Genomic DNA, 23,023 nt, shown 5'->3' on the forward strand with positions numbered 1-23,023 from the left:
TGCTGGAACCGCGTTTGCCGTAGCCCCACCTCCGGTATTCAGGTGGAGGCTGCGTTCCTCCGACGGGAGCGCCCGCCGCGACCGTCCGCGACCTCAAGGGGGTGGCATGTCCGCAGACCAGGGCAGCTCGAAGGTGCTCACGCTCACGCTCACCAAGAGCCCGAGCGAATCCGCGCCCGACGCGCTTCACAGCTCACCGGCTTCGGAAGCCATCGACACCCGGACACTGTCCCGCTCCCTCTTCCTGCGGCTCGCCACGCTCGCCCAGGACAGCCCGGAGCGCGTCTATGTACGGGACACGCTCATCGAGCTCAACCTCCCGCTCGTGCGGTACGCCGCGGCCCGCTTCCGCAGCCGCAACGAACCGATGGAGGACATCGTCCAGGTCGGCACCATCGGCCTGATCAAGGCGATCGACCGTTTCGACTGCGAACGGGGCGTGGAATTCCCCACGTTCGCGATGCCGACGGTCGTCGGTGAGATCAAGCGCTTCTTCCGGGACACCAGTTGGTCGGTGCGCGTGCCGCGCCGCCTCCAGGAGCTGCGGCTCGCGCTCACGAAGACCAGCGACGAGCTCGCCCAGCGGCTCGACCGCTCGCCGACCGTGCCCGAACTCGCCCTGGCGCTCGGCGTCTCGGAGGAGGACGTCGTCGACGGCCTCGCCGTCGGCAACGCGTACACGGCGTCCTCCCTCGACTCCCCGGCCCCCGAGGACGACGGCGGCGAGGGCTCCCTCGCGGACCGCCTCGGGTACGAGGACTCGGCCCTGGAGGGCGTGGAGTACCGCGAGTCCCTCAAGCCGCTCCTCGCCAAACTCCCGCCGCGCGAGCGCCGCATCATCATGCTGCGCTTCTTCGCCAACATGACGCAGTCGCAGATCGGCGAGGAGGTCGGCATCTCGCAGATGCACGTCTCCCGGCTCCTGACCCGGACGCTCGCGCAGCTGCGCGAGGGCCTCATCTCGGACTGATCCCGACCGCCGACCGGCCCCGCCGTGACCGGTGTTGCTGACGGGGTTCCTCATTGACGGGCCGTCAGCCACACTGGCGCGATGCGACGTGGTGTGCGGAACCTGCTCGGTGCGGGGGTCGCCGCGCTGTGCCTCGGCGGGCTGCTCTCCGCCTGCGGCGGCGACAGCGGCGACGGCTATGTGGCGACCGGGGCGGCGGGCTCCTCCCCGGGAGGCGCCCGGGCCCCCGACAAGCCGGTGGGCCCGACCTCCGATGTACGGCTGATCCCTCTTGAGGAAGCGGAGGCAGCCGACAGGATGAGGGGTGGGGGTGGTCGCGGCGGCGGCTCGGAGGGGGAGTCGCCGGGCGGTGCCCCCAGGAGGGCGGGACGGGACTCCTCCGTGACCCCGTCGACGGGGCGGCGCCCCGGGCCCTCGGGGGCTCCCGACGGGAACTCCCCGGGTACGCCGGACGCACCTGCTGCACCAGGTGGGCAGGGTACGCCGGGTACGCCTGGCGCCCCGGACTCTCCGGGTACCCCGGGTACCCCGGATGCCCCAGGCACCCCGGACGCGCCGCCGAGTGGGCCCGCGAAGCTCAGCTTCGGTGATCCTGAGCGCGAGCCCGCGGACAAGCGCTGGTGCGACAAGGTGACCGTCGTCTTCCGCAACACCGGTGGCTCACCGGTCCGTTCGGGAACGGTCACCTTCGGTACGCATATCATCGGCGCGCTCGGCGTCGACTGGGCCACGATCGAGTCGACCGTGCAGTTGCCGGTGCCGATCGGCCCCGGGCAGAAGAAGGAGAAGTCCTGGCCGGTGTGCGTGGACGCGTGGCGGGTGCCGCTCGGCATGCATGTCGAGACGCGGGACGTCTCGGTCAAGTGGGCCTAGCGGGGCCCTGCCGGGGTGGGGCGGGATCGATTCCTGTGCGGGTGCGCCGTGGTTGCTCGCGCAGTTCCCCGCGCCTCTAGGGGGTGCCGCCGTGCGGACAAGGCCCAGGGCGGGTCCCTCAGGGGCGCGGGGAACTGCGCGGCCAGCTCACGCGCACCCGCAGGGAACGACACCCGAACCCCCCGCAGGGGGGCGGCGGCTCGCGGCAAGCGGAAAGGTGGGGGCGCCCGTGTCGCTCAGGGCGCCCCCACCCTCGTAAAAACGCCGAGTTACCTGAGCGCGAGCCAAGCCACGCCCGCCACCACCACGATCGCGAGAACGACGCCCACGATCAGGCCGACGCGCGGCCCCGAAGACGCCGCGGCCTGCTGCTGGCGGCCCTGCGGGGCCTCGTCGACGAAGGCGCGGAACATCTGCGTGCTGCCGGCCGGGTCGGGGTTGCCGGGGTTGCCCTGGGGGTTGTGTGCCATGGGGCAGGACACTAGCGAACTCACGGCCATCGACCCAACCCCCTCTGGCCAGGGACTTTACGCACGGGGTCCCAACGCTTTGCCGACTCTTTAGTGCGATGGGCCCGTTTTAGTTTGCCTGCAGCAACCAACTGCTCCTATCGTTGCCCTAAGCAACAAATATTGAGGAGGTGCCGTGGCCGCGCAGCGACAGTACGAGGAGCTGGCCCGACAGCTCAGCGCCATCGGTGCCGTGAAGCGTGGCCTCGGCCGGGGCCTGCCCCACGACTGCCCGGCCGGATCCGCCGCCGTACTCATCCTGCTCGACCGCCACGGCGCGATGCGGATGAGCAGGCTCGCGGAGCTGCTCGCCGTCGACATGTCGGTGACCAGCCGGCACGTCGCCCACGTCGCGGAGAAGGAGTGGATCGTCCGCGATCCCGACCCCGCGGACAAGCGGTCCCGGATCCTGCGGCTCACCGCCGAGGGCAAGGCCAAGGTGGACGAGCTCTCCGAGCTCTCCATCCGGACGCTCACCCACTACCTGCACGACTGGACCGACGACGAGGTCGTCCAGCTCAGCACGCTGCTCGCGCGTCTGCGCGACAGCTTCGGGGACTGCCGCGCGGCTTCGGCCCGGCTGTCCCTCTCCCCCCACGACGTACAGACCACGTCGGAGACCACCCGTACACCCGCGTAAGAAAAGGAATTCCATGGCAACAACCACACCAGCCGGTGTGCGGGGCAGCCATGCCAAGCACGGAGCACATCACGGTCACCACGGTGAGAACGCTCCGATGACGCACCGGCAGATCATGGAAGCGCTGTCCGGGCTGCTGCTCGGCATGTTCGTGGCGATCCTCTCGTCGACGATCGTCTCCAACGCCCTGCCCGAAATCATCGGCGACCTCGGCGGCGGCCAGTCCGCCTACACCTGGGTCGTCACCGCGTCGCTGCTCGCGATGACCGCGACGACGCCCCTGTGGGGCAAGCTGTCCGACCTCTTCAGCAAGAAGGCGCTCGTACAGATAGCCCTGATCATCTACGTCGGCGGATCGATCGTCGCCGGTCTCTCGCAGAGCGCAGGGATGCTGATCGCCTGCCGCGTTGTGCAGGGCATCGGCGTGGGTGGCCTCTCCGCCCTCGCGCAGATCGTGATGGCCGCGATGATCTCCCCGCGCGAGCGCGGCCGGTACTCCGGCTACCTCGGCGCGACCTTCGCCGTCGCCACCGTCGGCGGCCCGCTGCTCGGCGGTGTCATCACCGACACCTCGTGGCTCGGCTGGCGCTGGTGCTTCTACGTCGGCGTGCCCTTCGCGATCATCGCGCTGATCGTCCTCCAGAAGACCCTGAAGCTCCCCGTCGTCAAGCGCGACGTCAAGGTCGACTGGGCCGGCGCCTTCTTCATCAGCGCCGCCGTCTGCCTGCTGCTCGTCTGGGTCACCTTCGCCGGTGACAAGTACGACTGGATGTCGTGGCAGACCGCCGCCATGGTCGGTGGTTCGGTCGTGCTCGCGCTGATCTTCGTGCTCGTCGAGTCCAAGGCGACCGAACCGATCATTCCGCTGCGGCTCTTCCGCAACCGCACCATCACGCTCGCCTCGCTCGCCTCGCTCTTCGTGGGTGTCGCGATGTTCGCGGGCACGGTGTTCTTCAGCCAGTACTTCCAGCTGGCGCGGGGCGAGTCCCCGACGATGTCCGGCGTGATGACGATTCCGATGATCGGTGGTCTGTTCATCTCCTCCACCGTGTCCGGTCAGGTCATCACCAAGACCGGCAAGTGGAAGGCCTGGCTGGTCAGCGGTGGTGTGCTGGTGACGGCGGGCCTCGGCCTGCTCGGCACCATCCGGTACGACACCGAGTACTGGCACATCGCGATCTTCATGGCCCTGATGGGTCTCGGCATCGGCATGATGATGCAGAACCTGGTCCTCTGCACCCAGAACCAGGTCGCCCCCGAGGACCTCGGCTCCGCCAGCTCCACCGTCACCTTCTTCCGCTCCCTGGGCGGTGCGATGGGTGTCTCGGCGCTCGGCGCGATCATGGCGACGCGCATCACCGACTACGTCAAGGACGGCATCACCGACCTCGGCCCCAAGGCCGCGGCGCAGTTCGGCCACGGCGGTACCGGTGGCGGCGGCATCCCCGACCTGGACAAGATCCCGGAGCCGTTCCGCACGGTGATGGAGAGCGCGTACGGGCACGGCATCGCCGATGTCTTCCTGATCGCCGCGCCGATGGCGCTGATCGCCTTCCTGATCACGCTGTTCATCAAGGAGGTTCCGCTGCGGACGTCGGGCGGGCTCGCCCAGGCCGCCGGTGAGACGGCGGACGCCACGGCTCCGGCCGCCTCCCCGGCCACCGCTCCGGCCTCCGCCTCGGCGGCTGCCGCCGAGCAGCCCGTGCTCGCCTCCGTCACCTCCGGCGCGTCCGTCGCCTCGGACACCGAAACCGGTCCCGAGGGCACGCAGCGGCTCGCCGCCGTGGCGTCCACCGCGGAAGCCGGTTCCGGTTCCGGTCTGCCGCCGGTCACGAACGGCGTCCCGGTGCACGGCTTCGTCCGCGGCGCCGAGAGCGCGCCCGTTCCGCAGGCCGCCGTCACGCTGATCTCCCTCGGGGGACGGCAGCTCGGCCGGTCGGTCGCGCAGGGCGACGGTGCCTACACCGTCGACGCCCCGGGCGCGGGATCGTACGTGCTCATCGCCTCCGCCGACGGTTTCCAGCCGCAGGCCTCGACCGTGGTCGTGGGCGAGGAAGCGCTGTCGTACGACATCCTCCTCAGCGGCACCAGCGGGCTCAGCGGCCTCGTGCGCGACGCCGACAGCAAGCTGCCCGTCAGCGGTGCGATGGTCATCGTGACCGACGTGCGCGGTGACGTCCTCGCCACCGGGCTCTCCGGCGAGCAGGGCGAGTTCACCTTCGCCGAGCTGGTCCCCGGCACCGTCACCATCGCGGTGAACGCCGCCGGACACCGGCCGCTGGCGCTGCCCGTCGAGGTCGGCGGCACCGGGGTCACCCGGGTCGAGGTCGAGCTCAACTCCGGCGCGCGGGTGCTCGGCACGGTGCGCGCGGGCGGCGGCCCGCTGAACGACGCGCGGGTCACGCTCGTCGACGCCGCGGGCAACGTCGTCGCCACCGCCACCACCGGTGCGGACGGGGCGTACGCCTTCACCGACCTGGACAGCGGGGAGTACACGGTCATCGCGACCGGGTACCCGCCGGTGGCCACGGGCCTGACGGTGGCCGGCAGCGGCGTCGAGGGCCACGACATCGAACTCGCCCACCCGGGCGAGTGACCGACCCCGGCCCGTGGCCGCGGACACGCTTCGAGCGGAGGCGTGGCGGCGGCCCCGGGCCGGTCGTGGGGAAAGGCCCCCGGGCCGGCGGTGGCATTCATGGCAGGGGACGGCCAGCCACCGCCGCCGGGGGCCGCCCGCATTCTGCGCGGCCCGCGCGGCCTGTGTGGCCTTCTATGCAGCGTGAACGAACGTGAGCTGGGACTGACTGTGAGGCTTCCGATGAGATCGGAAGCCCGGCAAGGAGTAAAACGGGATGGGACTCAACGCTCGGATCCGTACGCGTGACGGGTGGGCCGTGCCCCACGCCGTCGTCACGGTGACCGACATGACCGGAGCACAGGTGCTGCGGGCGGACGCGGACGCGGAGGGCGTCGTGCGGGACGGGACGGCGCTCGCGGCCGGGCCGTACACCGTCATCGTCACCGCCGTCGGCTACGCGCCGGTCGCCTCCACCGCGCTCGTCACGGCCAGCGGCCGTGCCGAGGTCGGCAACGTCGTCCTCGCCCGGCAGGGCGGCACGGAGCTGCCCCCGCCCGGGGCGTGGACCGTCGACCCCGCGCACTCGACCGTGGGCGCCGTCGCCCAGCACCTCGGGATCACCAGCGTGCACGGGCGGTTCCTGGAGTTCGGCGGGCGCATCGAGATCGCCGAGGACGTCGAGAAGTCGCGGGTCGAGGCGGTCATCCGGGCGGCCTCGATCGACACGGGGAACGGCATGCGGGACGGTCACCTGAAGTCGCCCGACTTCCTGGACGTCGAGCAGTACCCGGAGATCACGTACCGGTCGAACGGGCTGAGCCCCGTGGGTCCCGACCGGTGGACGGTCCACGGCGAGCTGGGCATGCACGGGGTCGTGCGCCCCGTCGACCTGGAGCTCAGCTACCTCGGCACCGGGGCGGACCCGTGGGGCGGTACACGCGCCGCCTTCCGTGCCACGGCGGAACTGCGCCGCGAGGACTTCGCCATGAACTACAACCAGGTGGTCCAGGCGGGCATCTCGGCGATCGGGACGACGCTGCGGGTGGAGCTGGACATCCAGGCCGTGCAGGGAGAGGGCCTGCCGCAGACGGGCTGAGGACTGCTGAGGGCTGCCGACGAGCCACCTGAGAGGCGTCCGTGACCGGTCGCGTTTTGGGTGGCCCGGCCCGGACGCCTCGATGGGCAATAAGGGCAGCGCCTGTGACAGAACGAAGACGGCGCGGAGGACCGGCCGTAACTCGGTGCGGACTACAAATGGTTACGACCACCCGCACGGAGGCGGGCAACAAGCAGTCGGGTTCCGGCGGGGACACCGAGACCCAGGCGGGCGCGGGCGGCGCGAAGCCCGGCGCCAAAGTCGCGTTCTGCAAGACGTCGGACCTGGCCGTCGCCGCACAGGACGCCGCCCCCGACGAGAACACCGGCCGCATCGACATCACCATGACCAACCGGGGTTCGACCACCTGCTCGGCGACGGGCTTCCCTGGCGTCGACATCAAGGACGCCGACCACACCTCCAGCCCGATCGAGCGGGGCCGGGCCCAGCCCCGGGTCACCACCCTCAAGCCGGGCGACGCCGCCGTCCTCAACCTCGCCTACGAGATCGACAACAGCGGCGAGAGCCCCCAGTCACCGACCCACATCCTGGTGACGCCCCCGAACGAGACCCACACCGTGACCCTGAAGTGGCCCGCGGACGCCGGCGCCATCAAGGGCTCCTACACCGACATACGGGTCTACCCGACCCACACGACCAGGTAGCCCGGGGCCGTGCCCCCGCAGGACGTCGCGGGGCAAACGGGTGGGCGGGTGGGAAACATCCGCCGCGAAGCGGCGGGCTCGGTGCTCCTACCCCGCCGGGACGGCGCAGGGCTCCCCGCCCGCCCCCGCCGGGTCAGCCGTTCCTGGAGAGGAGGGACTCGATGCCCGCGATCATCAGGTCGAGGGCGATCGTGAAGTCCCGTTCCCACATCTCCTCGACCGTGTCCCCCTCCCGCGCCGCCATCAGTTCGTCCGCGCTCTCCAGCAGCCCGTGCGAGGCCAGCTCGTCGCGGACCGTACCGGCCGCCTCCCGGTAGTACTCCTCCTGGGTCATCCCCGCCTCCGCGCACCGCGAGATGTAGTGGCCCTCGATGGTGCCGAAGCCGTACACGAACTGGAAGACCGCCGAGATCGCCCCGTTCTGCGTGTAGGCGGGCAGCCCGGTGTTGCGCACCGCGTTCTGGATGGCGAGGGCGAACGCCAGCCAGTTGGGGCCGATGTTGAGGAAGCGGCCGACCAGCGGTGACACCCAGGGGTGCCGGATCAGCGCCGCCCGGTACTCGCCGGCCAGCGCGCGCAGTTGTTCGCGCCAGGTCTCGGGCGACGCCTCCGTGCCGGGGAGCCGCATCTCGCCGCACACCGAGTCGAGGGCGAGCTCCAGGAGGTCGTCCTTGGTGTCGACGTACCAATAGACGGACATCGCCGTGACGTTCAGCTCCCCGGCGAGTCTGCGCATGGAGAACTTGTCGAGCCCCTCCGCGTCCAGGAGCCGGACCGTGGCCTGGGTGATGCGTTCCCGGTCGAGGCCGTTCGGCTGGTCGCCCTTGCGGCCGCCGCCGCGGGGTGTCCTGGCCTGCAGCCAGACACTGGTCCGCGCCGTGCTCTTCGTGCGGCCGGCTGCCTTCGCCATGGCGCACCTTCCTCGTTGGTCCTCGGGCCCGGAGCCGTTGACTCCGGGAGGGGCGACGTGGGGAGGGCGGCCCGTCCGGAACCGGGCGGTCACCCTCCCCCTGATGCTATGCCGCCGTCCTGCCCACGGAGTCTGCCCTCTCCGCCCTGCGCAGCAACGCCGCCGCCAGCATGCCGCCGACGAGCACCGCCGCCGCGCCCACCAGTTGACTCGTCTCCAGTCCCGAGGAGAACGCGTCGGCGATCCGCTCGCGTTCGCCCGTCGACTTCGCCGCGGCCATGGCCGCCGGGAACGACGCGGCGGAGACCGCGACGAGCGACGCGAAACGGGAGTTGAGGACCGCGCCGAGCACGGCGACGCCCAGGCCGTTGCCGAACTCCGCGAGCGTGCCGTTGATGCCCGCGCCCACGCCCGCCTTCTCCGGCGGGATGGCGCTCATGATGGCGTTGGCCATCGCCGGCATGGCGAGCGCGATGCCGGCACCCATCACGATCAGGCCGAACAGCAGGCCGTTGTAGTTGTCGCCGCCGAGCACCGCTATGGCCGCGAGGCCCGCGGCGAGCAGGCTCATGCCGGACAGGATCGTGACGGGTGTGCCGAGCTTGGCGTGCAGCTTCGCACCGATGCCCGCCAGGTTCAGGGCCACGATGGTCACCGCGAGCGGCGCCGTGCGCAGCCCCGCCTCCAACGGCTCGTACCCGAGCACGAACTGCAGGTGCTGGGTGAGGAGGAAGAGCGAACCGCTCAGGCCGAAGGCGACGAGGATGGCGCCCGCCACCGCACCGATGAAGCGCTGGTTGCGGAAGAAGTGCATGTCCAGCATCGGATACGGGGTGCGCAGCTCCCAGAGCGCGAACGCGCCGAGCACCAGTACGCCGACCGTGGCGGAGACCAGGACCTGCGCCGACGTCCAGCCGTGCTCGGGACCGGAGATGATCGCGTAGACCACCGCGGCCATGCCGACCGTCGAGAGCAGCGCGCCGAGCAGGTCGGGGCGGTCGCCCTGGGGGTTCTTGGACTCGGGGACCAGCTTCAGGACCGCGACCAGGCCGAGCAGCGCCACGGGGATGTTGATCAGGAAGATCGAGCCCCACCAGAAGTGGTCGAGCATGAAGCCGCCGAGCAGCGGTCCCGCCGCGAACCCGAGGGAGTTGATGGTGGCCCAGAGGCCGATCGCCTTGACGCGCTCCGTGTCGTCGAAGATCTGCACGACGACCGCGAGGGTGGTGGTCATCAGCAGCGCGCCGCCGATGCCCATGCCCGCGCGGGCGGCGATGAGCTGTGAGGAGCTCTGGGCGAGCCCGGCCGCCAGCGAGCCGATGCCGAACAGGGCGAGGCCCGCGGCCAGCATCTTCTTGCGGCCGTAGCGGTCGGCGGCGCTGCCCGCGGTGAGCAGCAGGCCGGACTGGACCAGCGAGTACGCGTTGATCATCCACTGGATGTCGGACGTGGACGCGTCCAGTTCCCGGGTGAGGGAGGGGATCGCGACGCTCAGGACGGTGTTGTCCAGGAGCACGGTGAGCTGCGCCAGGCAGATGACGCCGAGGATCAGCCAGCGCTGCGGGTGCCTCTGCGAGGCGGTGGGGTTCTCGGCGGCCGTTGCCGTCATCTGCCCTCCCTTTCCGGAAATTCCGTTCTACGGTGTACGAGGCGGTGCTGCGACGTACACCGTAGAACGGCTCCCGTACGGCGTACAAGGGAATTACGCCGAAGAGGTGGCCGGGGACGTCAGGGACGTCAGGTCATAGAACGTGGCGCTTCCCACGGTGACCTTCTTGTACGTCGACTCGACCCAGGAGGTGATCGCGGAGGAGGTGCTCGCGGAGGAGGTGCCGTTGCCGTCGGCCGGTCCGCCTCCGCCGCCCGTGCCGCTCGCGATGAAGTAGTGGATGTCCCCGTCCGCCACGTACTTCTTGAACTGCGCGAGCGTCGGTGACGGGTCGCTGCCGTTGAAGCCGCCGATCGCCATCACGGGCTCGCCGGTGGCCAGTTGGTAGCCGGCCGCGTTCTGGGAGCCGATGGCGGCCGCGGCCCAGGTGTAATTCTCGGCGTCCGCCGCCAGGAGCTTCCTCGCCCCGGCGGAGACCCGCGCGCCGTTCAGCAGACCGCCCATGCCGCCACCGCCGCCACCGGCGCCGCGCTCGCCCGTGCCGCCCCGGCCGGCCCCCGGCGCGGACGCCCCCTGAGGCATGCCGCTCGCCCGCTGACCGGCGGCCGTACCCGGTCCACCGGGCCCACCCGGGCCACCCGGGCTCCCCGGCCCCCCGCCGGCCCGTGGGCCACCCATACCGCCCACGCCACCCGCCGACGCCGGCCCCGCCGTCACGATCGACCCCGTGTGCGCGCTGTCCACCGTCGACAGGGTGTACGCGACCGGGCCCGCAAGGGAGGCGAGCAGGCTGACGCCGAGCGCGGCGAGGACAGGCCCGCGGCCCAGGCGGCTCGCCACCATCAGCCCCACCGCCCCGGCGGCCCCCGCGACGAGCACCGCCCACCGCAGCCACGGCAGGTGGTCCGGGACCCGGCCGAGCAGGACGTACGCCCAGACCGTTGTGGACACGACCGTCGCCCCGAGCACCGCCCGCGCCCACCGCGCGGCCCGCTCCTCCCACAGGACCGTGGCGCCCATGCCGACGAGCGCGGCGATGCAGGGGGCCAGGGCCACCGTGTAGTACTGGTGGAAGATCCCCGCCATGAAGCTGAAGACCGCGGCCGTCATCAGGAGCGAACCGCCCCACGCCACGAACGCCGCGCGTGCGGTGTCCGTGCGGCGCGCCCTGCGGGTGAGGACGAGACCCGCCGCGAGCAGGATCAGCGCGGCCGGCAGCAGCCACGAGATCTGGGCACCGATCTCGGAGTCGAACATCCGGCCGATGCCGGTCTCGCCCCACCGGCCGCCACCCCCGCCAGAACCGCCGCCGGGGCCGCCGCCCCCGCCCACGCTGCCGGTCTCCTCGCCGTTGATGCGGCCGAGGCCGTTGTAGCCGAACGTCAGCTCAAGGAAGGAGTTGTTCTGCGAGCCGCCGATGTACGGCCGCGAGGACGCGGGCCACAGTTCGACGATCGCCACCCACCAGCCGCCCGCGGCCGCCATCGCACCCGCTGACAGGGCGAGTTGGGCGAACCTCTTGCGCGGACGAACCGGCGCGCACACCGCGTAGAGCACCGCGAGCGGCGGCAGGATCAGGAACGCCTGCAGCGTCTTGGTGAGGAAGGCGAAGCCCACGGCGACGCCCGCCCACACCAGCCACTTGGTGCGGCCGTCCTCCAGGGCGCGCAGGACGCAGTGGACCGTGACGGTCATCAGGAGGGCGAGCAGCGCGTCCGGGTTGTTGAAGCGGAACATCAGCGCGGCGACGGGCGTGAGCGCGAGGGCCGCGCCCGCGATCAGCCCGGCGGCGGCACTGAAGCGGCGCCGCACCGCCGCGTACAGCACACCGACCGTCGCGACACCCATCAGGACCTGCGGGACCAGTACCGCCCAGGAGTTGAGGCCGAAGAGCCGCACGGAGAGCGCCATCGGCCACAGCGCCGCCGGGGGCTTGTCGACGGTGATCGCGTTGCCCGCGTCGAGGGAGCCGAAGAAGAAGGCCTGCCAGTTCTGGCTGCCCGCCTGGGCGGCGGCGGAGTAGAAGGAGTTGGCGTAACCGGACGCGCTGAGGTTCCAGAGGTAGAGGACCGCGGTGGCGAGCAGCAGCCCGATGAGGGCGGGGCGCGCCCAGCGAGGGTCGTCCACCCTGCCGCGCCACAGCCGGCCGGGCAGCGCGCCGCCCGGCCACCGGTACGCGGACCCTGCGGCGGCGGTGGTGGTGGTCGTCGTCGTCATCGTGCGTTCCTCGGCTCGCCTGAGGGGGTGCCGTGGGCGGGGGTGTCGTGGGCGGGGGCGTCCGGGAACACCCACGCCCGCAGCAGCAGGAAGCGCAGCACCGTCGCCGCGAGGTTCGCCGCGACCAGGACCGCGAGCTCCGTGGAGTGCGCGGGCTCGCCGGAGGCCGCACCGAGCGCCGCGAGGGAGCCGCTGGTGAGGGCGAGGCCGATGGCGAAGACGACGAGTCCCTGTGCCTGGTGGCGGACCGCGCGAGCCCTGCCACGCACCCCGAAGGTGAGCCTCCGGTTCGCCGCCGTGTTGGCCACCGCCGACACGAGGAGGGCGAGCGCGTTGGCCGCCTGCGACCCCGTGAACGTACGGAAGCCGCTGTAGAGGAGGAGGTAGCAGACGGTCGAGAGCGCGCCGACCGCGCAGAAGCCGACGAGCTGGCGGGTGAGGCCGCCAGGGACGCCGGTGAGCCGTCGGTCCCGCGGATCGTCGCCGAAGGGCCGGGCGAGACGGTCGAGCGGCAGCGCGCCGACCGCGAGCGCGCGGCCCACCCGCCACACGCCCTTGAGGTCGTCCGCGGCCGTCCGCACCAGGTGGACCGTCGAGTCCGGGTCGTCGATCCAGTCGACCGGCACCTCGTGGATGCGCAGCCCGGCGCGCTCGGCGAGGACCAGCATCTCGGTGTCGAAGAACCAGCCGGTGTCCTCCACCAGCGGCAGCAGCACCCGCGCCACATCGCCGCGGATCGCCTTGAACCCGCACTGGGCGTCGGAGAAACGGGCGTGCAGCGAGCCGCGCAGGATGAGGTTGTACGCACGGGAGATCAGCTCGCGCTTGGGGCCGCGCACCACCCGTGAACCGCCCGCGAGCCGCGAGCCGATCGCCAGGTCCGAGTGGCCCGAGATCAGCGGGGCGACCAGCGGCAGCAGAGCGTTGAGGTCGGTGGAGAGATCGACGTCCATGTACGCGAGGACCGGCGCGTCGGAGGCCGACCAGACGGCGCGCAGGGCCCGGCCGCGGCCCTTCTGGTCGAGGCGTACGTGCCGCACCTCCCGGGCGGAGGCGGCGAGTTCGGCGGCGACGCGCGGGGTGCGGTCCGTGGAGGCGTTGTCCGCGATCGTGATGCGGAAGGGGTAGGGGAAGGTGCGGGCGAGGTGGTCGCGCAGCCGCAGGACGCACGGCCCGAGGTCCTTCTCCTCGTTGTGGACCGGGATCACGACGTCCAGGACGGGCACGCAGCGCCAGGTGACGGGGAGGTGGTCCCGCGACGGCAGGGTCCCCGGGGAAGTGTCGGTTGGCATGCGGCCGACACTCGTCAAGTGGTCTGTCAGGGGTGTGTGGTGAGGCTGTGGCCCGCCTGTGAGCCCTCTTGCTCAGGCACGGCTTCCTCGGCCTCGGACACCTCCGGGAGCGTGACGGCGAACAGCGTGCGCCCCGGCTCGCTCTCGACCGTCACCGTGCCCCCGTGGGCGGTCACGATGGCCCGGACGAGGGCCAGGCCGAGGCCCGTGGAGCCCGCGTGCCGGGAGCGGGAGGCGTCGCCGCGGGCGAACCGCTCGAAGACCGAGGGCAGGAGGGTTGACGGAATGCCGGGCCCGTCGTCCTGGACCTCCAGGCGCACTTGGGGCCCGGCCCGCCGCACGCGGGCGGTGACCGTCGTGCCGGGCGGGGTGTGCGTGCGGGCGTTGGAGAGGAGGTTGACGACGACCTGGTGCAGGCGCGCGGTGTCGGCGCGCACCGGGGCGGGCTCGGCGGGAAGTTCGAGGCGCCAGTGGTGATCGGGCCCCGCGGCCCGCGCGTCGCTGACGGCATCGACCACGAGCGGTGCGAGATCACTGCTCCGGTACGAGAGCGGCTGCTCCGCGTCGAGTCGCGCGAGCAGCAGCAGGTCCTCGACGAGCCCGGTCATCCGCTCGGCCTCGGACTCGATCCGGCCGAGCGCGTGCCGCGTGTCGGGCCCGGTGGCCTCCCGGCCGCGGCGCGTCAGCTCGGCGTACCCGCGGATCGAGGCGAGCGGCGTCCGCAGCTCGTGGCTGGCGTCCGCGACGAACTGACGTACCCGCGTCTCGCTGCGCTGGCGCGCGTCGAGCGCCGAGTGGACGTGGTCGAGCATGCGGTTGAGCGCGGCGCCCACCTGCCCGACCTCCGTGCGCGGGTCGGCGTCGGGCGCACGCTCGTGCAGGGCCACCTCGCCGCTGTGCAGGGGCAGTTCGGCGACGCGGGTGGCGGTGCTCGCGATGCGGCGCAGCGGGCGCAGCGCGACGCCGACCATGGCGGCACCGGCCAGCGACGCGGCGGCCAGCCCGGCCGCGGTGACGCAGACCTCGACGACGATCAGCGTGTTGAGGGTGTTCCGCACCTCGGCGGTCGGCAGCCCGACGAGGAAGTCGCCCTTGTGGCCGGTCGCGTACGTCACGCGGTACTCGCCGAGCCGGGGGACGTCCACGTTGTGCGGCTGCCCGTCCCTCGGTACGCCGGCGAGCGCCGCGACCTGCTCGGCGTCCAGCCGCGTCGCGTCCGGCACCGTGCCGCCGCCGTCATCCTCAGTGCTGACAAGGGCACGTCCTACGGAGTCTGCGTGCACCTCGGCGCCGAGCGCCCCGATCTCCTGCGGGCCCCGGGTGACGAAGTCCAGCGGATCGCCGTTCGTGCCCGGTCCTGCACCCGGCCCCAACGGCAGCTTGTCGCCACCACCCGGCGCGACGGCGGGCCCCGCCGCCCGCTGCGCGACCCCGCCGATCGAACCGTCCAACTGCTCGTAAAGATGCGACTTGAGGGCGATGGCGGTGACGACACCGATGACCGCGCACACCACCGCGATCAGCGCGACGGCGGAGAGGACGAGCCGCGTCCGGAGGGTGCGCGGCCGCTGCCGCCGTTCACGAGCCGGACGTCTCATGCGGAGACGGGCACCGCGGCCTTGATCAGGTAGCCCGCCCCGCGCCGCGTGTGGATCATCGGCTCCCGGCCCGCGTCGATCTTCCTGCGCAGATACGAGATGTAGAGCTCGACGACGTTGGCCTGGCCCCCGAAGTCGTAGTTCCACACGCGGTCGAGGATCTGCGCCTTGCTGAGCACGCGCCGCGGATTGCGCATGAGGTAGCGCAGCAGTTCGAACTCGGTGGCGGTGAGATGGATGCTGTCGCCGCCCCGCGTCACCTCGTGGCTGTCCTCGTCGAGGGTCAGGTCGCCCACGACCAGCGTCGACTCGCTGCGCCGGTCGGCGGCACCGGCCCGCCGGATGAGGCCGCGCAGCCGCGCCACGACCTCCTCCAGGCTGAACGGCTTGGTCACGTAGTCGTCGCCGCCGGCCGTGAGCCCGGCGATGCGGTCCTCCACCGCGTCCTTCGCGGTGAGGAACAGCACGGGCACGCTCGGCATCTCGCGGCGCAGCCTGCCGAGCAGGGAGAGCCCGTCCATGTCGGGCAGCATCATGTCGAGCACCACGGCGTCGGGGCGGAACGCGCGCGCGGCCCGCACCGCGCCCGCGCCGTCGACCGCGCTGCGGATCTGCCAGCCCTCGTATCGCAGGGCCATGGACAACAGCTCGGTGAGCGACACCTCGTCGTCCACGACGAGCACGCGGACGGGGCTCCCGTCCGGCCTGAGCAGTTCGGTACGCGCCTGAGGCGTGGTCGTGGTCATGCCCCACACCCTGCGACGCGCCCCTGAGAGCACTCTTGCGCGAACCTGTGAATTCCCTGAGAAACGGCGGGGCCCTCAGGCACCCCAGAAGTCCCGCCCGGCACCGGCACCGGCCTCACTATGGCTCCCGCACGAAGCCGTGGCTCCTCTCGACCTTGGCGACGTGGAGGACGTACGACTCGTACCAGTCCTCGCGCCCGCGGCGCTGCGCCGCGCGGTGCTCCAGGTTGCTCCGCCAGGCCTTGATGGAGTCCTCGTCGCGGAAGTACGAAACAGTGATGCCCAGGCCGCCGGGTGTGCGGGCCGACTCGGTGCCGAGGAAGCCGGGTACGTCCGCGACGAGTTCGTCCATGCGGTCGGCGGTCTCGCCGTAGCCGTTGTCCCCCTCGGTGCGCACGGAGGAGAAGACGACGGAGTAGTAGGGCGGTTCGAAGGGCCCGACAGGGCCTGTGGCGTGATCACTCATGCCGCCACACTCGGGCCCGCACCACACCCGCGTCCACCCTTTTCGGCCCGCCCTTGCCCAACGGTCGACCGGACTTGACCCTTCGGTCAGCGAGCCGGTCGACCATGGTCAGCACACGGGCCGTACAACGGGACGATGAGAGTTCCCCCTCCGGCCGGCCGGAGGGGTGCCCCGAGTGCCCCGAGTGCTCCGCCGGCCGGCCGGCAATCGGGGGCCTGTGACAGCTCAGAAAAGCCCGTCCTGCTCGACGCCCCCGCCACCCGCGCCCTCCACCGCCCGCACCGGCACCGTGACGCCCGCCCCCGCGCCGGCCGCCACCAGCTCCCACCCCACGAGCACCCGCGTGTCCACCACCAGCGCGCCGCCGTCCGCGGTCTCCAGATGCAGGTCGGGCCCTGCCGCGGCGACGAGCCGCCCCGCGACCGCCCCACCGTCGACCAGCTCCCGCACGACCCCGCCCCCCGGCGCGGGCCCACCGCGCGCACCGAGCCCGAACGCCTCCGAGTGGTCGACGGCCTCGAAGGCCACCTGTTCCAACGCCTCGGCCCACCCGTCGAGCGCCACGGCCCGCCGGTACAGCTCGCCCAGTTCCCCCGCGCGCTCCGGCCGGCCGGGGAGCGCAGCCCGCACCCCGCGTTTACGGGCGTACGGCACCCGGTCAGGCACCCCGAGCGCCGCCCGCAACAGCTCCTCCGTACGCCGTGCCGCCATCAGCGGCCCCCGCCCCAGCCAGCAGAACGCCACCGCGCCCTGCTCCAGGAGCCGCACGGCACCCCGCTCCTCCGCGGTGATCCCGACCTTCACCAGACCGGCACCGAACCACGCGAGATAGACCCGGTACGTACGCGGATCGTCGGGCACGCCGTCCGCCGCCACCGAGAACGCCCGGTCGAGCCGCGCACACTCCGCGCACCGCGCCTGCGTGGCCCTACCCGGCACGACGGCCCGCAGCGGACACGGATTCCCCCGCGCCCCCACGCACCGCCGCTCGCCCACGGCCCGGAACCCGATGTCCGTCCCGTACGCGAGAGCGCTGCGCCGGCCGCCCGCCCACCGCAGCTCGGGCTTCCCGTCCGGCCACCCGAGCCCCGCGCACCGCCACTCCATCCCCGCGACTCCCTCTCCGATCCCCTTCGACCCTCTTCGTTCCCCAGCAACGCGAAAGGCCCCCGGATCATCTCCGGGGGCCTTTCGACTGTGTGCACTCGGCAGGATTCGAACCTGCAACCTTCTGATCCGTAGTCAGATGCTCTATCCGTTAAGCTACGAGTGCTTGTTTTTTCTTTTGTTTCCGTCTCCGCTCCCCGGCCCTTCGGCCCGCTCGCGGCGACAGGAAGAACATTACATGACTGCCGCCGCCATGTGAAATCCGTTGGCCGGACCCCTTGTGAGCTGCGGAAACATCCCTCAGCGCGGCAGTGCAGTCACTACGCGACGAAGCCCCGGTCCAGAGGGACCGGGGCTTCGGATCATGCTGCGGAGGCGGAGGGATTTGAACCCTCGATGGGCTTTAAGGCCCAAACCGCATTAGCAGTGCGGCGCCATAGACCGGACTAGGCGACGCCTCCAGCTTGCACACCTGCGCGAGCGCGGGGGGTGCGTGCAGATGATGACACAGCCGAGCGGTCTGTCACCAATCGCGGACTCCACGGTACTAGTCGCGCGGCCCGCGGGGCAAAGCGTTTCACCGCACCGCAACGTAGCGCGGCGTACGGCGTTAGAGCGGTAGAGCCACCCGTCCCGTCGGACTCCGGCCGTCCCGCGCCGGACTCCGACCGTCCTGTTCAGAGGAGCCCGCCATGCTGCGTCGTCTCGCCCTCACCGCCGCCGCCTCCGCCGCCGCACTGTCCGCCCTGCCTGCCCTGCCCGCCGCGGCCCACGCCTCGACGCTCCCCACGACGCCGATCGACCGGCTCACCGTGACGGTCACCGGCATGGGAGGCGAGGGCGACGGGACGTACCGGCTGAACTGCCACCCGGCCGGCGGCACGCATCCGCAGGCAAAGGAGGCGTGCGCGAGGCTCGACGAGATCAGCGTCTACGGAAAAGACCTCTTCGCCCCGGTACCGCCCGGCACGATGTGCACGATGCAGTACGGCGGGCCCGCCACCGCACGCATCACGGGCACTTGGCACGGACGGCCCGTCAACGCGACGTACGACCGCAGCAACGGCTGCGAGATCGGCCGGTGGAACACTCTCGTGCCGGTGCTGCCCGCGGCCTCCGCGTGACCAGGCAGTACCGCCCCAGTACCGAAAACTCACATCTTCTGCGTGCGACCTCCCTCTCATCCGGCGTCGCGCGCACAACCACTCCCCGTAGACTCCCTCCCGTGACACGCCACGGGCCGAGGGGCAAAATGGCCTGAGCGAGTCGGCAAGCAGCGGTAACCAGGGAGGAAGCGTCGTCGTGAGCAGCAGGCCATCCCGAGGCGCTGCTCGCCTCGCAGCCATACTCGACGCGCTCCCTGACGCGCTCGTCCTCGTCAACGCCAACGGCACGGTGGTGAACGCCAACGCCATCGCGCTGGAGGCGTTCGAGACCCCCGGCACCGCCCTCGTGGGGCGCGGCCTGCTCGACCTGCTGCCGGAGTTCGACTCCCGGCTCATCCCCGGGTCCATGCGGCGCCCGGACACCATCGACGAGCGCGGGCGCACCAAGCCGACGCGGATGACCGCCCGGCGCACGGACGGCAGCGAGTTCCCCGTCGAAGTCACGAGTTCTCCGCTTGAGGACGGCAGGGACGCCTACGACCAGTACGGGTACACCGGCGACGAGCTGCTGATGCTCGTCGTGCGGGACCTGTCGGGCACCGTGGACACCGAGGCCGAGCTGGCGCGTTCGCAGCGGCAGACCGAGATGATCCTGCGCGCCGCGGCCGAGGGCGTCGTCGGCACGGACACCGACGGCCGGGTCGTCCTCGTCAACCCGGCCGCCGCCCAGATACTGGGCTTCCGGGCCAGCGACCTCGGCGGGCAGGAACTGCACGCGCTGGTCCTGCACTCGCGCGCCGACGGCGAGCCGTTCCCGTACGAGGAGTCCCCGCTCGCCGACACCCTGCGCTCCGGCCGCAAGCACCGGGTGCGCGGGCAGGTCCTGTGGTCCAAGAGCGGCGCCAAGGTGCCGGTCGACCTCACGACGTCGCCGGTGCGCGACGGGGACCAACTGGTCGGCGCGGTGATGACGTTCACCGACCGCAGGCCCTACGACGAGCTCAACGAGAAGTACGAGGCCGCCCTCGCCCGGCACGCGGAGGAGCTCCGCGCCGCCGCCGACGAGCGCGCCGCCGAGATCAAGGCCGCGGAGGAGCAGCGGGCCGAGGAGCTCGCCGCCGAACAGGAGCGGTACGCGGCGCTCGCCGAGCGCGAGAAGGACCGCTTCGAAGAGCTGGCCGAACGCGAGAAGGCGCGGTACGACGCGCTGTCCGCGCGCCACGAACAGCTGCTCGCCGTGCTCGGCTCGTCCCTGCGCGGCCCCCTGGACGAGCTGCGCCGCGAGCTGAACGCGCTCGCCTCGGACGACGCGGGCCAGCTGTGGCCCGAGGCCAACCAGGTTCTGCACCACCTGTCGGCCGGTTACGCCCGGATGACCACCCTCGTCGACAACGTCCTCGGCTTCCAGCGGCTCGACGCGGGCGCCGAACAACTCTCCCGTACGACGGTCATGCTCGACGCGGTCGTCGCCGCCGGCGTGGAGGGCGCGGTCGAGCTGATCGGGCCCGGGCGCGCCCAGTTCGCGGTGCACGCACCGCCGATCGAGCTGGTGGCCGACGCGGAACGGCTCGCCACGGCGGTCGCCCACCTCGTCGCTGACGTGGTGGGGATCGACGCGACCGGCAACTCGCGCGCGGGTGGCTATGCGGGCGGTTACGTCGACTCGACCGTCGTCGTCGCCGCGGCACAGCGCGGCGAGGTCGTCCGCATCGAGGTGCGGGGCCCGTACAGCGGGGGAGACCCGGTGCACGAGCCGATCGTGCGAGGCATCGTGCGGGCCCACGGAGGCGTCCTGCAGACGCACGAGGTGCCGGGCATGGGCGGCAGTGCGTACGTCCTTGAGGTGCCGATCGGGGAGGTGCCGGCCGGGGAGACGCCGGCCGGGGCGGCCTCTACGGAGAAGGTGCCTTCGGGCTCTGTGGCCTCTTCGGGTTCGGTGGCTTCCGGGGGTGCCGCTCCGGGCAGTGCGGTGGTGGTGCCCGGACAGGCGTCGGCCGCTTCCGGTGGCGGGCGCCGGCGGGCTCGGCGCCCCTCGGTGGACTCCTTCCTGGAGAGTGCGACTTCGAGCACGGAAGCCGATACGGACGGCTCCGGAGCCGCTGGTGCGCAGAGTGCCGCGCCGAGCGGCGGTACGGGGCGGCGCAGGGGCCGGCGTGCGGCGGAGGCATCTTCTCCGGAGACGCTCGGCGGAGCGGTGGCCACGGAACCGGTGAGCGGCCCCGGCGTGGGGACGCAGGCCACGGAGACGGCCAGTGGCGGTACCGGACGGCGACGTGGTCGGCCGAGTGCCGCTGAGGGCACCGAAGGTGCCGTGATGACGGCGGCCGAACACGCGGCCGGGTCCGCCGCGCTGGGCGAGACGGTGCCGCCGCAGGGCGTGCCCGTTCCCGACGGGCCGACGGGCCGCCGCGCCCGGCGCGCCGGCGAGCAGCACGCGCTGCCCGCGCTGGCCTCGGGGCCCGCTGAGACTTCCGGGACCGTCCCTGGTACCGAGCTGGCCGCGGTGGAGGCCGGACCCGGTGACGCCGCGCGGCCCACGGGACGGCGGGCGCGGCGTGCGCTGGCCGCCGCCAGGGAGCGTGCCGCCGCCGAGGAGGCGAACAACGGCCGCGTCTTCGCGCTGCCGCCCGCCACGGCCGACCGCGCGCCGGGCCCGGACACCGGAGGCCAGGATCACGCGGCTGTCCAGGGGGATGTCCAGGGGGACACCGACACCGGGCACCATGCCGCGGCCGTACGCGGCGGCGACGACCACACCCCGCCGCAGCCTCACCCGACGCAGGCCCCGACGGGGCGCCGCGCGCGCCAGGCGGCTCCTGGGAGCAGCCCTGCGGCTCCGGGGGCACCTGCTCAGGGAACGCCCGCCCAGGGAACGCCCGCCCAGGGCGTGCCCTCTCAGGGTGGCCAGGCTCCGAGGGCTCCGCAGCCGGGCGGTCGTCCCGCCGCGGCCGATCCGGGTCCGCTCCCCGCGCCGCAGCCGTGGCCGGACGGCACCACTCCGGCGCAGGGCGTCCCGACGCCGGCCCACGGTGCCGCGCTCCCGCCCGAGCGCGGCGCACAGGCCCGGGCGGCCCAGCCGCTGCCCGCTGAGGCCGCGCCCGCCGCGCCCGGTGACCCCAACTCGACGCAGGGGCGTGCGATCAGCGTGCGTACCCTCGGGCAGGGCGTGCCGTTCGGCCAGCAGATCGTGGAGCAGCAGCGCGGTCCGCAAGGTGGGCCCCAGGGTGGGCCGCAAGGTACACCTCAGGGTGGACCTCAGGGCGGCGGCCCCGCCGTACCCGGCCAGGGCCAGCAGCCGCCACGCAACGCCCGCGTCCCCGAGTCGCCCCAGCCCCCGCAGCCCCCGCTGCCGCCTCAGGCGCCCCACACCGGACCCGGACAGTCGACGCCACCGGCAACAGCGGCCGGCGCCGGTCCCATGCCCGCACCCCAGGGCCCGGGCCCGGGCCCGGAGGCCTCGCCCGCCGACCCGCAGCAGCCCCTGACACCGGGACAGACACCGGCTCACGCACCGGGTCAGACACCTGCCCACGTACCGGGTCAGGCCCCTGCTCAGCCCCAGGCTGCCGCCGCGCAGTCGCACACGCTCGGCGGCTCCGGGCGCAGGCGCAGGCTGGCCACGCCACCCGAGCCGGCGGCCGACGGGCGCCCCGAGGCCTCGGCGCGCCCGCACCCCCTGCCCCAGCCGCAGCCGCAGCCCCACACCCCGTCCCACCCGCAGCCGTCGGCTCCGGCGCATCCGCAGTCCCGTATCGGGTCCACCACCGAGGGGGCCGGTCGTTCATACGCGATCGGCGCCCCGGACGAGAACGCCGACGAAGGGCCGGAGCCGCTGGACGGACCCGGCGGTGCCGTCGAGGTCGCGAACCGGCCCCAGCCGCAGCCGATGGACGACGAGCTGCCTCCGGAGCCGCTGGACAACCCGCGCCGTCTCCTGGTGTGGCCCGCGCCCGACGCCACCACCCAGCAGGCGCTCAGCGACCGCGGCTACCGCCCGGTGATCGTGCACTCGCGCGAGGAGGTCGACGCGCAGATCGCGGCGTTCCCCGCGGCTCTCTTCGTGGATCCGCTGACCGGCCCGATCACGCGCACGGCGCTGCAGTCGCTGCGTCAGGCCGCCGTCGCCGCCGAGGTGCCCGTGCTCGTGACGGCGGGTCTCGGCCAGGCGACGCGCGAGGCGGCGTACGGCGCCGACCCCGCCGTACTCCTGAAGGCCCTCGCTCCGCGCGACAGCGAGCAGCACCCGTCACGCGTCCTGCTCATCGAGGAGCACGAGGAGATCGCGCTCGCCCTGACGGCCACTCTGGAGCGGCGCGGCATGCAGGTCGCGCGGGCCGAGAGCGACGCGGACGCGGTGACGCTCGCGGCGCAGATGCGGCCGAACCTCGTGGTGATGGACCTGCTGCAGGTACGTCGCCGCAGGGCCGGGATCGTCGACTGGCTGCGCGCGAACGGCCAGTTGAACCGCACTCCGCTGGTCGTCTACACCGCCGCAGTCGACGAGACGGAGCTGCCGAAGCTCGCGGCGGGCGAGTCCGTGCTGTTCCTGGCGGAGCGCTCCACGAGCACCGAGGTGCAGAGCCGGATCGTGGACCTGCTGGCGAAGATCGGCACGAACTGAGGTCTACGGTGACGTACCTC

The 23,023-nt window shown here is 72.6% G+C and carries 17 protein-coding genes and 2 tRNA genes; 8 read left to right on the forward strand and 11 right to left on the reverse strand.

Annotation, left to right across the window (positions count from 1 at the left end):
• Positions 1-106 precede the first annotated feature (106 nt).
• Together AB0H82_RS13480 and AB0H82_RS13485 are read left to right on the forward strand one after the other, a co-directional pair.
• Entirely contained in the window at positions 107-970 is an 864-nt protein-coding gene (locus AB0H82_RS13480; protein ID WP_362992048.1) for an RNA polymerase sigma factor SigF, read from the forward strand.
• Between the two features lie 81 nt (positions 971-1,051).
• Positions 1,052-1,843, forward strand: coding sequence for a hypothetical protein (locus tag AB0H82_RS13485; RefSeq protein ID WP_362992050.1), 792 nt, complete (start codon positions 1,052-1,054; stop codon positions 1,841-1,843).
• Between the two features lie 269 nt (positions 1,844-2,112).
• On the opposite strand, the gene AB0H82_RS13490 is transcribed toward AB0H82_RS13485, so the two are convergent.
• Positions 2,113-2,313: a hypothetical protein gene (locus tag AB0H82_RS13490; RefSeq protein WP_362992052.1), complete on the reverse strand. Its 201-nt coding sequence runs from the start codon at positions 2,311-2,313 to the stop codon at positions 2,113-2,115.
• A 175-nt stretch (positions 2,314-2,488) separates the two neighbouring features.
• Here AB0H82_RS13490 and AB0H82_RS13495 point away from each other — a divergent pair, with 175 nt between their 5' ends.
• From AB0H82_RS13495 to AB0H82_RS13510, 4 genes are all read left to right on the forward strand, one after another.
• Positions 2,489-2,992: a MarR family transcriptional regulator gene (locus AB0H82_RS13495; RefSeq protein WP_362992054.1), complete on the forward strand. Its 504-nt coding sequence runs from the start codon at positions 2,489-2,491 to the stop codon at positions 2,990-2,992.
• Positions 2,993-3,005: 13 nt separating this feature from the next.
• Positions 3,006-5,588, forward strand: a complete 2,583-nt coding sequence (locus AB0H82_RS13500; protein ID WP_362992056.1) for an MFS transporter — start codon at positions 3,006-3,008, stop codon at positions 5,586-5,588.
• 256 nt (positions 5,589-5,844) lie between these two features.
• The gene (locus AB0H82_RS13505; protein ID WP_362992058.1) at positions 5,845-6,666 is read left to right on the forward strand and encodes a YceI family protein; all 822 of its coding nucleotides are present in this window, start codon (positions 5,845-5,847) and stop codon (positions 6,664-6,666) included.
• 158 nt (positions 6,667-6,824) lie between these two features.
• Positions 6,825-7,331, forward strand: coding sequence for a DUF4232 domain-containing protein (locus AB0H82_RS13510; protein WP_362992060.1), 507 nt, complete (start codon positions 6,825-6,827; stop codon positions 7,329-7,331).
• 133 nt (positions 7,332-7,464) lie between these two features.
• Here AB0H82_RS13510 and AB0H82_RS13515 read toward each other — a convergent pair whose 3' ends face one another.
• The 10 genes from AB0H82_RS13515 to AB0H82_RS13560 form a co-directional block, all read right to left on the reverse strand.
• Positions 7,465-8,241 (reverse strand): TetR/AcrR family transcriptional regulator, encoded by a 777-nt coding sequence (locus AB0H82_RS13515; RefSeq protein WP_362992062.1) that lies wholly within the window; start codon positions 8,239-8,241, stop codon positions 7,465-7,467.
• A 106-nt stretch (positions 8,242-8,347) separates the two neighbouring features.
• Positions 8,348-9,850: a DHA2 family efflux MFS transporter permease subunit gene (locus AB0H82_RS13520; protein WP_362992064.1), complete on the reverse strand. Its 1,503-nt coding sequence runs from the start codon at positions 9,848-9,850 to the stop codon at positions 8,348-8,350.
• Positions 9,851-9,943: 93 nt separating this feature from the next.
• A complete protein-coding gene (locus AB0H82_RS13525; RefSeq protein WP_362992066.1) occupies positions 9,944-12,067 on the reverse strand; it encodes a glycosyltransferase family 39 protein in 2,124 nt (707 codons plus the stop codon).
• Positions 12,064-13,359 carry a bifunctional glycosyltransferase family 2/GtrA family protein gene (locus AB0H82_RS13530; RefSeq protein ID WP_362992068.1) on the reverse strand — a complete coding sequence of 432 codons (1,296 nt, stop codon included), beginning with the start codon at positions 13,357-13,359 and terminating at the stop codon, positions 12,064-12,066. The genes AB0H82_RS13525 and AB0H82_RS13530 overlap by 4 nt, the downstream gene beginning before the upstream one ends.
• A 26-nt stretch (positions 13,360-13,385) precedes the next feature.
• Positions 13,386-14,957 (reverse strand): HAMP domain-containing sensor histidine kinase, encoded by a 1,572-nt coding sequence (locus AB0H82_RS13535; protein WP_362992070.1) that lies wholly within the window; start codon positions 14,955-14,957, stop codon positions 13,386-13,388.
• Positions 14,954-15,703 (reverse strand): response regulator transcription factor, encoded by a 750-nt coding sequence (locus AB0H82_RS13540; protein ID WP_362992072.1) that lies wholly within the window; start codon positions 15,701-15,703, stop codon positions 14,954-14,956. The genes AB0H82_RS13535 and AB0H82_RS13540 overlap by 4 nt, the downstream gene beginning before the upstream one ends.
• Positions 15,704-15,821: 118 nt before the next feature.
• Entirely contained in the window at positions 15,822-16,169 is a 348-nt protein-coding gene (locus AB0H82_RS13545) for an antibiotic biosynthesis monooxygenase (RefSeq protein WP_362992074.1), read from the reverse strand.
• Positions 16,170-16,394: 225 nt separating this feature from the next.
• Entirely contained in the window at positions 16,395-17,276 is an 882-nt protein-coding gene (locus AB0H82_RS13550) for a DUF2797 domain-containing protein (RefSeq protein WP_362992076.1), read from the reverse strand.
• A 93-nt stretch (positions 17,277-17,369) separates the two neighbouring features.
• Positions 17,370-17,442 (reverse strand) — tRNA-Arg (locus tag AB0H82_RS13555).
• Between the two features lie 204 nt (positions 17,443-17,646).
• Positions 17,647-17,737, reverse strand: a tRNA-Ser gene (locus AB0H82_RS13560).
• A gap of 231 nt (positions 17,738-17,968) precedes the next feature.
• Between AB0H82_RS13560 and AB0H82_RS13565 the strand changes: the two genes are divergently transcribed.
• Both AB0H82_RS13565 and AB0H82_RS13570 read left to right on the forward strand, forming a co-directional pair.
• On the forward strand, positions 17,969-18,400 hold the full coding sequence (locus tag AB0H82_RS13565) for an SSI family serine proteinase inhibitor (protein ID WP_362992078.1): 432 nt from the start codon (positions 17,969-17,971) through the stop codon (positions 18,398-18,400).
• Positions 18,401-18,578: 178 nt separating this feature from the next.
• A complete protein-coding gene (locus tag AB0H82_RS13570; RefSeq protein WP_362992080.1) occupies positions 18,579-23,003 on the forward strand; it encodes a PAS domain-containing protein in 4,425 nt (1,474 codons plus the stop codon).
• Positions 23,004-23,023: the final 20 nt, after the last annotated feature.

It is taken from the genome of Streptomyces sp. NPDC050732 (genome assembly GCF_040654255.1).
Classification (GTDB): Bacteria; Actinomycetota; Actinomycetes; order Streptomycetales; family Streptomycetaceae; genus Streptomyces.